Origin of the sequence: Pseudomonas sp. B23(2017) (assembly GCF_002113725.1) — a bacterium.
Lineage (GTDB): Bacteria > Pseudomonadota > Gammaproteobacteria > Pseudomonadales > Pseudomonadaceae > Aquipseudomonas > Aquipseudomonas putida_Z.
On the sequence record NZ_NEJM01000018.1, the window covers coordinates 55,721 to 68,180 of the forward strand.

General features: G+C 62.3%; 9 protein-coding genes. 1 reads left to right on the top strand and 8 read right to left on the bottom strand.

The genetic code is table 11. From position 1 onward, the window contains the following. Positions 1–132: 132 nt before the first annotated feature. From CAG46_RS24040 to grpE, 8 genes are all read right to left on the bottom strand, one after another. The gene (locus CAG46_RS24040; protein ID WP_049798463.1) at positions 133–573 is read right to left on the bottom strand and encodes a hypothetical protein; all 441 of its coding nucleotides are present in this window, start codon (positions 571–573) and stop codon (positions 133–135) included. Beyond that, complete coding sequence (greA, locus tag CAG46_RS24045; RefSeq protein ID WP_013974292.1) at positions 551–1,033, bottom strand: transcription elongation factor GreA; 483 nt, start codon at positions 1,031–1,033, stop codon at positions 551–553. Before greA ends, CAG46_RS24040 begins: the two co-directional genes overlap by 23 nt. Then, on the bottom strand, positions 1,030–4,251 hold the full coding sequence (gene carB / locus CAG46_RS24050) for a carbamoyl-phosphate synthase large subunit (protein WP_015271865.1): 3,222 nt from the start codon (positions 4,249–4,251) through the stop codon (positions 1,030–1,032). The genes greA and carB overlap by 4 nt, the downstream gene beginning before the upstream one ends. Before the next feature lie 105 nt (positions 4,252–4,356). After that, entirely contained in the window at positions 4,357–5,493 is a 1,137-nt protein-coding gene (gene carA / locus CAG46_RS24055; protein WP_085617923.1) for a glutamine-hydrolyzing carbamoyl-phosphate synthase small subunit, read from the bottom strand. A 327-nt stretch (positions 5,494–5,820) separates the two neighbouring features. Next, a complete protein-coding gene (gene dapB / locus CAG46_RS24060; RefSeq protein ID WP_013974295.1) occupies positions 5,821–6,627 on the bottom strand; it encodes a 4-hydroxy-tetrahydrodipicolinate reductase in 807 nt (268 codons plus the stop codon). A gap of 13 nt (positions 6,628–6,640) precedes the next feature. Further along, on the bottom strand, positions 6,641–7,765 hold the full coding sequence (gene dnaJ / locus CAG46_RS24065) for a molecular chaperone DnaJ (RefSeq protein WP_025340707.1): 1,125 nt from the start codon (positions 7,763–7,765) through the stop codon (positions 6,641–6,643). A gap of 197 nt (positions 7,766–7,962) precedes the next feature. Then, positions 7,963–9,888 (bottom strand): molecular chaperone DnaK, encoded by a 1,926-nt coding sequence (gene dnaK, locus CAG46_RS24070; protein WP_085617925.1) that lies wholly within the window; start codon positions 9,886–9,888, stop codon positions 7,963–7,965. Positions 9,889–9,989: 101 nt separating this feature from the next. Beyond that, complete coding sequence (gene grpE, locus CAG46_RS24075) at positions 9,990–10,547, bottom strand: nucleotide exchange factor GrpE (RefSeq protein ID WP_025340709.1); 558 nt, start codon at positions 10,545–10,547, stop codon at positions 9,990–9,992. A gap of 191 nt (positions 10,548–10,738) precedes the next feature. Here grpE and recN point away from each other — a divergent pair, with 191 nt between their 5' ends. Then, positions 10,739–12,412 (top strand): DNA repair protein RecN, encoded by a 1,674-nt coding sequence (recN, locus tag CAG46_RS24080; protein ID WP_085617927.1) that lies wholly within the window; start codon positions 10,739–10,741, stop codon positions 12,410–12,412. Positions 12,413–12,460 lie beyond the last annotated feature (48 nt).

The following is a 12,460-nucleotide window of genomic DNA, read 5'->3' on the forward strand; positions in this document are numbered from 1 at the left end:
TGCTGCGCAGCCCATCGCGACACAAGGCTGCTCCCACAGGGATTGCACCGACCTGCGGCACAACGCAATCCCTGTGGGAGCGGCCTTGTGTCGCGAAAGGGCCGCAAAGCGGCCCCAGCGATCTCGAGCCGTTTAGCGGCGCACCTTGACCGGAACCGGCTGGGCCACCAGCACGATGCCGGAAAAGCCAAGCACCAGGAAACAGAGCAGCTGCCAGCGCTCGCCAACGGAAATACCGTAGCGCAAGGTGTAATACCCCACGCAGGCACCGAAGCCGAGCAACAGCATCTGGCCACGGAACTGCTGCCACCAGGCCGACAGGCCGTCCACCCTTGCCAGCACCGCCAGCTGGGTCAACAAGCCAAGCAGCGCCACACCGATCAACCAGCGGTCGATCTGCCCGGCGATATCCTGCACCAGCAGCGGCGCCAGGCCACTGACCTTGAGCGCGGGCACCAGTCCCACGTGAAACACCCACAAGCCACCGACCCAGAAAACCTGGGCCAGCTGCCAGAGGATCCCCTCGAGGGATGGCGCCCGCAGGCGCCGGTCAGATGTGCTTGACTTCGACAATCTCGTACTCGACCGTCCCGCTAGGCGTCTTGACGACGACAGTATCACCTTCTTCCTTGCCGATGATGGCACGGGCAATCGGCGCACCGCTCGAGAGCTTGCCCTGCTTCACGTCAGCTTCATCCTCGCCGACGATCTGGTAGGACACCTCTTCATCGGTTTCGGTGTTGGCCAGTACCACGGTGGTACCGAAAATCACCTTGCCGGTGTGAGGGATGGTGGTCACGTCGATCACCACCGAGTTCTGCAGGCGGCCTTCGATATCGCGGATACGCGCCTCGACCATGCCCTGCTCTTCACGGGCGGCATGGTATTCGGCGTTTTCCTTGAGGTCGCCCAGTTCACGTGCTTCGCCGATGGCCTGGCTCAGGCGCGGGCGCTCGGTCTTGCTCAGGAACAGGTGCTCCTCTTCCAGGGCGCGAGCGCCCTGGACGGTCATCGGGTACTTGGTAATGCTCATGCTTTCAGTCCTGCATGCAGATCCTGCAGGCGACGAACGGTCTTTTCCGGACCGAATTTCAGCGCCTCGCAGATGGCTTCACCGGCCGCAATGGTAGTGGTGCAGTAAATCTTGTGCTGCAGCGCATTGCGACGAATCGAGTAGGAATCGGCGATCGACTGGCGGCCTTCGGTGGTGTTGATGATCAGCGACACTTCGTCGTTCTTGATCATGTCGACCACGTGCGGACGACCTTCGGTCACCTTGTTCACACGGCGCACTTTCAGGCCAGCCGCTTCGATAACCTTGGCAGTGCCGGCAGTTGCAACCACTTCGAAGCCCAGGGCGATCAGGTCGCGGGCAACGCCAGCCACTTGCGGCTTGTCGTCGTCACGCACGCTGATGAAGGCGGTACCGCCAGTCGGCAGCACTTCGCTGGCCCCCATCTGGGCCTTGGCGAAGGCTTCACCGAAGCTGTCACCGACACCCATGACTTCACCGGTCGATTTCATCTCAGGGCCGAGGATCGGGTCAACCCCCGGGAACTTGGCGAACGGGAAGACGGCTTCCTTGACGCTGTAGAAGTTCGGGATGATTTCCTGGGTGAAGCCCAGCTCTTTGAGGGTTTTGCCGGCCATGACGCGGGCTGCGATCATCGCCAGGGAGGTGCCGATGCACTTGGAGACGAACGGCACGGTACGCGAAGCACGCGGGTTGACTTCGATCACGTAGATCTTGTCGCCCTGCAGGGCCAGCTGCACGTTCATCAGGCCGACCACGCCCAGCTCCAGGGCCATTTTCTTGACCTGTACGCGGACTTCGTCCTGCACTTCCTTGCTCAGCGAGTAAGGTGGCAGCGAGCACGCCGAGTCACCGGAGTGAACGCCGGCCTGCTCGATGTGCTGCATGATCGCGCCGATCACCACGTCGGTGCCGTCGCACACCGCATCCACATCCATCTCGATGGCGCAGTTGAGGAAGTGGTCGAGCAGTACCGGGCTGTCGTTGGACACCTGTACGGCTTCACGCAGGTAGCGCTTGAGCTCGTCCAGTTCGTAGACGATTTCCATGGCACGGCCGCCCAGCACGTAGGACGGGCGCACTACCAGCGGGTAGCCGATGCCGCCAGCGGCGCTGATGGCTTCTTCTTCGCTGCGCACGGTGGCGTTTGGCGGCTGCAGCAGGTTCAGGCGCTGAACCATCTGCTGGAAGCGCTCGCGGTCTTCGGCGCGGTCGATGGCATCCGGGCTGGTACCGATGATCGGTACGCCGGCTTCTTCCAGGGCGCGGGCCAGTTTCAGCGGGGTCTGGCCGCCGTAGTGGACGATCACGCCTTTCGGCTTCTCGACGCGGCACACTTCCAGCACGTCTTCCAGGGTCAGCGGCTCGAAGTACAGACGGTCGGAGGTGTCGTAGTCGGTGGAGACGGTTTCCGGGTTGCAGTTGACCATGATGGTCTCGTAACCGTCTTCACGCAGCGCCAGTGCGGCGTGTACGCAGCAGTAGTCGAACTCGATACCCTGGCCGATACGGTTAGGGCCGCCACCCAGAATCATGATCTTGTCGCGGGTCGACGGGTTGGCCTCGCACTCTTCCTCGTAGGTGGAGTACAGGTAGGCGGTGTCGGTGGCGAACTCGGCAGCGCAGGTGTCGACGCGCTTGTACACCGGGAACACTTCCAGCTTGTGGCGGTGACGGCGCAGGTTCTTGTCGGTGATACCCAGCAGCTTGGCCAGGCGCTGGTCGGAGAAGCCCTTGCGCTTGAGGCGCAGCATGTAGTCCTTGTCGATCGACGACAGGGCCAGGGTCTTGACCTTCTCCTCTTCCTTGATCAGGTCTTCCATCTGCACCAGGAACCACATGTCGATGCCGGTCAGGTCGAAGATCTGCTCGCAGGTCATGCCGGCACGCATGGCGTCGGCCACGTACCAGATACGCTCGGCGCCCGGTACGGTCAGCTCGCGCTTGAGGATGCTGCTGGCTTCAGGGTTGGCCAGGTCGACTTTCGGGTCGAGGCCGCAGGCGCCGACTTCCAGGCCGCGCAGGGCTTTCTGCAGGGACTCCTGGAAGGTACGGCCGATGGCCATGACTTCACCCACGGACTTCATCTGGGTGGTCAGGCGGGCGTCGGCTTTCGGGAATTTCTCGAAGGCGAAACGCGGCAGCTTGGTGACGACATAGTCGATCGACGGTTCGAAGGACGCCGGGGTGCGGCCGCCGGTGATGTCGTTCTGCAGTTCGTCGAGGGTGTAGCCGACAGCCAGCTTGGCAGCGATCTTGGCGATCGGGAAGCCGGTGGCCTTGGAGGCCAGCGCCGAGGAACGCGAAACGCGCGGGTTCATCTCGATCACGACCATGCGGCCAGTGTTCGGGCAGATACCGAACTGCACGTTGGAACCGCCGGTTTCCACACCGATTTCACGCAGCACCGCCAGCGAGGCGTTGCGCATGATCTGGTATTCCTTGTCGGTCAGGGTCTGTGCCGGGGCAACGGTGATCGAGTCACCGGTGTGCACGCCCATCGGGTCGAAGTTCTCGATCGAGCAGACGATGATGCAGTTGTCCTTCTTGTCGCGGACCACCTCCATCTCGTACTCCTTCCAACCGATCAGCGATTCGTCGATCAGCAGTTCCTTGGTCGGCGACAGGTCCAGGCCACGGGCGCAGATTTCTTCGAATTCTTCACGGTTGTAGGCGATACCACCACCGGTGCCGCCCATGGTGAACGACGGACGGATGATGCACGGGAAACCCAGGCGCTCGAGGACGGCGTTGGCTTCTTCCATGCTGTGGGCGATACCGGAGCGCGGGCACTCCAGGCCGATGTCCTTCATCGCCTTGTCGAAGCGCGAGCGGTCTTCGGCCTTGTCGATGGTGTCGGCGTTGGCACCGATCATTTCCACGCCGAACTTTTCCAGAACGCCGTGGCGCTCCAGGTCCAGGGCGCAGTTCAGTGCAGTCTGGCCACCCATGGTCGGCAGCAGTGCGTCCGGGCGCTCTTTCTCGATGATCTTGGCCACCGACTGCCACTTGATCGGCTCGATGTAGGTGGCGTCGGCCATGGCCGGGTCGGTCATGATGGTGGCCGGGTTGGAGTTCACCAGGATGACGCGGAAACCTTCCTCGCGCAGGGCCTTACAAGCCTGGGCGCCGGAGTAGTCGAATTCGCAGGCCTGGCCGATCACGATCGGGCCAGCGCCGAGAATCAGGATGCTTTTGATGTCTGTACGTTTTGGCATGGTTGTCACTCAAATCCGGGGTCAGTCGGCAAGCCGCTTTGAACAATCTGGGTCAGGCGCTTCCGGGCGCGGCGCAAGCCGGCCCGGGGCCTTGAAGCAGGATGCTCAGCGGCGCTTGGCCATGGCATCGATGAAACGATCGAACAGTGGCGCGACGTCGGTCGGGCCTGGGCTCGCTTCAGGGTGGCCCTGGAAGCTGAACGCGCTCTTGTCGGTACGCTCGATACCCTGCAGGGTGCCGTCGAACAGCGACTTGTGGATGGCGCGGACGTTGCCCGGCAGGGTGGCCTCGTCAACGGCAAAGCCGTGGTTCTGGCTGGTGATCATGACCACGCCGGTGTCCAGGTCCTGGACCGGGTGGTTGGCACCGTGGTGGCCGTGGCCCATTTTCACGGTCTTGGCACCAGAAGCCAGGGCCAGCAGCTGGTGGCCCAGGCAGATGCCGAATACCGGGATCTCGGTCTCGAGGATGTCCTTGATCGCCTGGATGGCGTAGTCGCACGGCTCGGGGTCGCCAGGGCCGTTGGACAGGAACACGCCGTCCGGGTTGAGTGCCAGCACTTCGCTGGCCGGGGTCTGGGCCGGCACCACGGTCACGCGGCAGCCACGGGCAACCAGCATGCGCAGGATGTTCAGCTTGACGCCGTAGTCGAAGGCGACCACGTGGTAAGGCAGGTCAGCGGCTTCGATGGTCGGGTGGCTGTCGGTATTCAGTTCCCACACGCTGGAGCGCCACTCGTAGCGTTCCTTGGTGGAAACGACCTTGGCCAGGTCCATGCCCTTCAGGCCCGGGAAGGCGCGGGCAGCGGCGATGGCGGCTTCTTCGCTGATGTTGTCACCGGCGAGGATGCAACCGTTCTGAGCGCCCTTTTCACGCAGGATTCGGGTCAGGCGACGGGTGTCGATGCCGGCGATGGCGACGACGTTGTTGGCCTTGAGGTACTCAGGCAGCGACTGGGTATTACGCCAGTTGCTGGCCAGCAGCGGCAGGTCACGAATGACCAGGCCAGCGGACCAGACGCGGTTCGACTCGGCGTCTTCCGGGGTAGTACCGGTGTTGCCGATGTGCGGGTAGGTCAGGGTAACGATTTGCTGCGCGTAGGAAGGGTCTGTAAGGATTTCCTGGTAGCCGGTCATAGCGGTGTTGAATACCACCTCACCAACGGTCTGACCGTCGGCACCGATAGCTTCACCGCGGAAAATACTGCCGTCGGCAAGGGCGAGTATGGCTGGCTTTGTCAAGAAGACCTCCCGTAAATCAAGCATGAAAGGGCGATCGCAGGTTGCAAAAAAGCGGAGTGACGTATGGACACGTCACCCCGCTTTCATGTGCTGAATTCAATTCGCTGCGCGCTTTTAGTGGACACACTAAAGCTGTAGCTTACAGAAAAGTGCGTTTTCGGTCTACCGCGGATGTGCCTCTAAAACACATCAATGCGACAGGCTGACATCTGTGCCGGTTTCTTCGCGGGTAAACCCGCTCCTACAGGGATAGCGCCATGCCTGAGGGCAACGCTGTACCTGTAGGAGCGGGTTTACCCGCGAAGAAGCCAACACCGCTCCAACTGCTTAACGCAGCTCGAGCACATCCTGCATGTCGTACAGGCCAGGCTCACGCCCGTCCAGCCACAGCGCCGCACGCACGGCGCCCTTGGCGAAGGTCATGCGGCTGGAAGCCTTGTGGGTAATCTCGACGCGCTCGCCTTCGGCGGCGAACAGCACGGTATGGTCACCCACCACATCACCGGCACGCACGGTGGCGAAGCCGATGGTCTGACGCTCACGCGCACCGGTCTGCCCTTCACGGCCATACACGGCCACTTCCTGCAGGTTGCGACCCAGCGCCTGGGCAACCACTTCACCCATGCGCAGCGCGGTGCCCGACGGCGCATCGACCTTGTGCCGGTGGTGCGCTTCGAGGATTTCGATATCCACATCGTCACCCAGCACGCGCGCCGCGGTATCCAGCAGCTTCAGGCACAGGTTGACGCCGACGCTGAAGTTGGCGGCGAAGACGATCGGGATTTCCTTGCCGGCTTCGGCCAACTGCTGCTTCTCTTCTGGAGTGAAACCAGTGGTGCCGATGACCATGGCCTTGCCCGCCTTGCGGCAGAACGCCAGGTTCTTCAGGGTTACCGAAGGGTGGGTGAAGTCGATCAGCACGTCGAACTCATCAACCACCTTGCTCAGGTCGTCGGAAATCGGCACACCAATACGGCCCAAGGCCGCCAACTCACCAGCATCAGCCCCCACCAGCGAGCTGTCCGGGCGGTCGATCGCCGCCGTCAGGCCCGCCTGGGGAGCCTGCTGCTGCACGGCTTCGACGAGGGTCTTGCCCATCCGCCCTGCCGCGCCCATCACTGCAATACGTCGCATAGCCATTTCCTTGTCAGAGATCGCCGAAGAAGCGCTTCACGCCATCGAACCAGCCACTGGCCTTGGGCGAGTGGGAGCTATCGCCTTCCAGCGAATCACGCAGCTCTTCGAGCAACTCGCGCTGGCGGCGGCTGAGGTTGACCGGGGTTTCCACCGCCACGCGGCACAGCAGGTCACCCGCACCACCACCACGCACCGGGGCAACACCCTTGCCGCGCAGACGGAACTGCTTGCCGGTCTGGGTACCTTCCGGGATCTTCAGCTTCACCCGACCATCGAGGGTCGGCACTTCCAGTTCGCCACCCAGGGCGGCATCGGTGTAGCTGATCGGTACTTCGCAGTACAGGTGCTTGCCATCACGCTGGAAGATCTCGTGCTCACGCACGTTGATCACCACATACAGGTCGCCAGTCGGGCCACCATGGGTACCAGCCTCGCCCTCGCCCGACAGGCGGATGCGGTCGCCGGTATCGACACCTGCCGGCACCTTGACCGACAGCGTCTTGTATTCCTCGACACGGCCTTCGCCGTGGCACGAGGTGCAGGGGTCGGTAATGATCTTGCCCTGGCCATGGCAGCGCGGGCAGGTCTGCTGTACCGAGAAGAAGCCCTGTTGCATGCGCACCTGGCCGATACCGCCACAAGTCGGGCAGGTGGACGGGGTCGAGCCCTTCTTGGCACCGGAGCCATCGCAAGGCTGGCAGTTGACCAGGGTGGGCACGCGGATGCTGACCGTGGTGCCACGCACCGCCTCTTCCAGGTTCAGCTCCAGGGTGTAGCGCAGGTCGCTGCCGCGCTGGGCGCCGCCACGCGAGCCGCCGCGGCCGCCACCGAAGAAGTCGCTGAACACATCGCCGAAGATGTCGGAGAAGTTGGCACCGCCGAAACCGGCGCCACCGCCACCCATGCTCGGGTCTACACCCGCATGGCCGTATTGGTCGAAGGCCGCACGCTTGCTGGCGTCAGACAGCACTTCGTAGGCCTCGTTGGCCTCCTTGAACTTGTCTTCCGACTCTTTGTCGCCGGGGTTTCGGTCCGGGTGGTACTTCATCGCCAGGCGGCGGTAAGCCTTCTTGAGGTCAGCTTCGCTGGCGCCGCGCTCGACACCCAGTACCTCATAATAATCACGCTTGGACATAGGTCATTTGCACCTTGTTGGGCGTCTGGCATCTGCGCCGCGCCATCAGCACCTGCCTTTTGCCCACCAGGGCCACTGACAGATGCTGTAAAAATTCTCGAATTCCAGATACGCCAACGCGGGAGCAAGCCCCCGCGCGGCGACATCCTACCAGCTCACCGCCAAACGGCGGTGAACCGGCCGACAACATGCAGGGATTACTGCTTGTTGTTGTCTTTCACTTCTTCGAACTCAGCGTCAACCACGTCATCGTGCTTGGCTTCCGGCTCGGCCTGCTGTGCGCCGCCCTGTGGCTGTTCGGCCGACTGCTCGGCGTACATCTTCTGGGCAACCGGTGCCGATACCTTGGACAGCTCTTCGACCTTGGCGTCGATGGCAGCCTTGTCGTCGCCTTTGACAGCGGCTTCCAGGGCAACAACGGCAGCCTCGATGGCGGTTTTCTCTTCAGCGGTAACCTTGTCACCAGCGTCAGCGACCATCTTGCGGGTCGAGTGAACCAGCGCATCACCCTGGTTACGGGCAGCGGCCAGCTCTTCGAACTTGCGGTCTTCCTCGGCGTTGGCCTCGGCGTCACGCACCATGCGCTCGATCTCTTCGTCCGACAGGCCGGAGTTGGCCTTGATCACGATCGACTGCGACTTGCCGGTGGCCTTGTCCTTGGCGCTGACGTGCAGGATGCCGTTGGCGTCGATGTCGAAGGTTACTTCGATCTGCGGCACGCCACGTGGAGCCGGCGGAATGTCAGCCAGGTCGAACTTGCCCAGCGACTTGTTCTGGGCAGCCTGCTTGCGCTCACCCTGCAGCACGTGAATGGTCACGGCACCCTGGTTGTCATCGGCAGTCGAGAACACCTGCGACTTCTTGGTCGGGATGGTGGTGTTCTTCTCGATCAGCGAAGTCATCACGCCACCCATGGTTTCGATACCCAGGGTCAGCGGGCTGACGTCCAGCAGCAGTACGTCTTTCACGTCACCGGCCAGCACGGCGCCCTGGATGGCAGCACCCATGGCCACGGCTTCGTCCGGGTTGACGTCCTTGCGCGCTTCCTTGCCGAAGAAGTCGGCAACGGCCTTCTGCACCAGCGGCATGCGGGTCTGACCGCCGACCAGGATCACGTCGTCGATCTTGCTGGCATCAATGCCAGCGTCTTTCAGAGCGATGCGGCAAGGCTCGATGGTACGGGCAACCAGGTCTTCGACCAGAGATTCCAGCTTGGCGCGGGAAATCTTCACGTTCAGGTGCTTCGGACCGGTAGCGTCTGCAGTGATGTACGGCAGGTTCACGTCGGTCGACTGAGCGGAGGACAGTTCGATCTTGGCCTTTTCAGCGGCTTCTTTCAGACGCTGCAGCGCGAGCGGATCGTTCTTCAGGTCCATGCCGGACTCTTTCTTGAACTCGTCGACGAGGTAGTCGATCAGGCGCATGTCGAAGTCTTCGCCACCCAGGAAGGTGTCGCCGTTGGTAGCCAGTACTTCGAACTGGTGCTCACCATCGACTTCGGCGATTTCGATGACCGAAACGTCGAAGGTACCGCCACCCAGGTCATAAACGATGACGGTGTGGTCGCCCTTGGCCTTGTCCATGCCGTAAGCCAGCGCAGCGGCAGTCGGCTCGTTGATGATGCGTTTTACTTCCAGGCCAGCGATGCGACCGGCATCCTTGGTGGCCTGACGCTGGCTGTCGTTGAAGTAGGCCGGAACGGTGATGACCGCTTCGGTAACTGGCTCGCCGAGGTAGTCTTCGGCGGTTTTCTTCATTTTCTTCAGGACTTCGGCGCTGATCTGCGGCGGAGCCATGTCCTTGCCGCTGGCTTGTACCCAGGCGTCGCCGTTGCTGGCCTTGACGATCTTGTAAGGCACCAGCTTGATGTCTTTCTGCACCACGTCTTCTTCGAAGCGACGGCCAATCAGGCGCTTCACTGCGAACAGAGTGTTGTGCGGATTGGTGACCGCCTGACGCTTGGCCGACTGACCAACCAGGATTTCGCCATCATTGGCGTAGGCCACGATCGAAGGGGTGGTACGCGCACCTTCGGCGTTTTCGATGACCTTGACGTTACCGTTTTCCAGAACAGAGACGCACGAGTTGGTGGTCCCCAGGTCGATACCGATGATTTTACCCATGTTAACTCTCCCGAAACTTGAATTTGGTAGCAGCGACTACTTTGGCCAACTGCAGTAATACTTGAAGGCTTGACACCTAGATGGGGATGCCCGGAAGGATTTCAAGCCTTTTCATCAATCGAGGGCTGCGCCGCGCTCGGCGCCTTGCTGACCACCACCATGGCAGGGCGCAGCAGGCGGCCGTTGAGCAGATAGCCCTTCTGGAAGACGTTCAGCACGCTGTTCGGCTCGACTTCGGCGTTTTCCTGCATGGCCATGGCCTGATGATGCTCTGGATTGAACGGCTGGCCGTGCGGGTCGACTGCTTCGAGGTTGTAACGCTTGAGGGTGTCCTGGAACATCTTCAGGGTCAGCTCGACGCCTTCGCGGATCTGCTTGACGTGCTCATCGTCGGCACTGGAGTGCGCCAGGGCCAGTTCCAGGCTGTCGATCACAGGCAGCAGGTCGCCCGAGAACTTCTCGAGGGCAAACTTGTGGGCTTTCTCGACGTCCTGTTCGGCACGACGGCGAGCGTTCTGCACGTCGGCAACGGCGCGCAGCGCCTGGTCCTTGGCGGCGGCCAGCTGCTCCTCGAGTTCCAGGACGCGGGCGTCGGCAGCATTACCTGCACCGGTCTCTTCGACGTTAAGGTCTTTCTCGTTCAGCTGTTCGTCAGCCATGGGGTCTCTCCTGCGCAATTTTGTGGACTGCGAGCCAGGCTCGCCTTGGATGTCGGCTATATGGGGCCGGAAAAACCAGCTTCAAGGGGCAAGGTGGTTTTCCCGGCTGCAACAGAATCTGCCAAGGGGCATTGGCAGGCCTGAAAAAAGTACTGTATAAATAACCAGACCTGACTTTCGGGAGCCGCCCCATGCTGGTGCACCTGTCCATTCACAACTACGCCATCGTCGAGCACCTCGACCTCGAAATCGCCCGCGGCATGTCCGTCATTACCGGCGAGACCGGTGCCGGCAAATCGATCATGCTCGACGCCCTCGGCCTGGCACTGGGCGACCGGGCCGACAGCGGCGTGGTGCGCCCCGGCACGGACAAGGCAGACATCCTCGCCACCTTCGATCTGGTGGACATCCCCGAGGCGCATGCCTGGCTGGCCGAGCGCGACCTGGACAACGACGGCCTGTGCATCCTGCGCCGGGTGATCACCGCCGAAGGCCGCAGCCGCGGCTACATCAATGGCACGCCCTGCCCGCTCGGCGACCTCAAGGCGCTGGGCGAGTTGCTGATCGATATCCACAGTCAGCACGAGCACCAGTCGCTGCTCAAGACCGACACCCACCGCCGCCTGCTCGACGAGTACGCCGGCGCCGTCGACCTGGCCCGCCAGGTACAGCTGGCAGCCAAGCGCTGGAACCAGACCCGTCTGGAACTGGAGCGCCTGTCCAACTCCGGCGACGAGCAGCGCGCCCGCCATCAGCTGCTGAGCTATCAGCTGGAGGAACTCGACAACCTCGGCCTGGGCGAACACGAGCTGGAGCAGTTGGAGCAGGAACACAAGAACCTGACCAGCGCCGAAGCCCTGTTCGGCATCTGCCGCCAGGTCATCGACCAGTGCAGCGAGAGCGATTCGGGCAATGTGCTCAGCGCCCTCACCTCCAGCCTCAACCGCCTGGGTGCCGCCACCAACTCGCCAAAGGCACTGGGCGAAGCAGCCAACCTGATCGCCAGTGCGCAGATCCAGGTCGAAGAAGCCGTGGGCGAGCTCAACCGTTTTCTCGACAACTTCGACGCCGACCCCATGCGCCTGCAGGCACTGGAAGAACGCCTCGACACTATCTATACGCTGGCGCGCAAACACCGTGTGCACCCCACCGAACTACCCCACCTGCAACAGCAGCTGATGGAAGAGCTGGAGGGCCTGAACGCCAGTGACGAGTCGATCGAGCGGTTGAGTGAAGAGCTGGCCGCCTTCGCCCAGCACTATAAAGAGAAGGCTCGCGAGCTCAGCGCACTGCGCCAACAGGCTGCCCAGCAGCTGGCAGTGGCCGTCGAGCAGGAGATCCAACGCCTGGGCATGCCCGGCGGGCGCTTCTGCATCGCACTTACCCCCAATGAGGGAGCAGACCTTTCGCCTCATGGCCTGGAGCAGATCGAGCTACTGGTCAGCGCCAACCCTGGCCAACCACTCAAGGGCCTGGCCAAGGTGGCTTCAGGTGGCGAACTGTCCCGCATCAGCCTGGCGATCCAGGTAATTACCGCGCAGACCTCACGCATTCCAACCCTGGTGTTCGACGAAGTCGACGTCGGTATCGGCGGGCCTACTGCCGAAATCGTCGGCCAACTGCTGCGCCGCCTGGGCGAACGCGGCCAGGTGCTGACCGTGACCCACCTGCCGCAGGTGGCGGCACAAGGGCATCACCACCTGTTCGTGCACAAGGTGCGCAACAGCGACACCACCCACACCGCCGTGGCCAACCTGGGCAAACGTGAGCGGGTCGAGGAAGTGGCGCGGATGCTGGGCGGCATAGACCTGACCAAGGAATCCCTGGCGCATGCGCGCAAGATGGTGGTAAGCGGCAAGGCCTGAACCCTTCTTTTTCAGGCCCATTCGCGGGTAAACCCGCTCCCACAGGAT

Bases quoted from the DNA above. Each gene is read 5' to 3' on its own strand.
- greA (WP_013974292.1), bottom strand. From the start codon at position 1,033: ATGAGCATTACCAAGTACCCGATGACCGTCCAGGGCGCTCGCGCCCTG.
- carB (WP_015271865.1), bottom strand. From the start codon at position 4,251: ATGCCAAAACGTACAGACATCAAAAGCATCCTGATTCTCGGCGCTGGC.
- dapB (WP_013974295.1), bottom strand. From the start codon at position 6,627: ATGCGACGTATTGCAGTGATGGGCGCGGCAGGGCGGATGGGCAAGACC.
- dnaJ (WP_025340707.1), bottom strand. From the start codon at position 7,765: ATGTCCAAGCGTGATTATTATGAGGTACTGGGTGTCGAGCGCGGCGCC.
- dnaK (WP_085617925.1), bottom strand. From the start codon at position 9,888: ATGGGTAAAATCATCGGTATCGACCTGGGGACCACCAACTCGTGCGTC.
- grpE (WP_025340709.1), bottom strand. From the start codon at position 10,547: ATGGCTGACGAACAGCTGAACGAGAAAGACCTTAACGTCGAAGAGACC.
- recN (WP_085617927.1), top strand. From the start codon at position 10,739: ATGCTGGTGCACCTGTCCATTCACAACTACGCCATCGTCGAGCACCTC.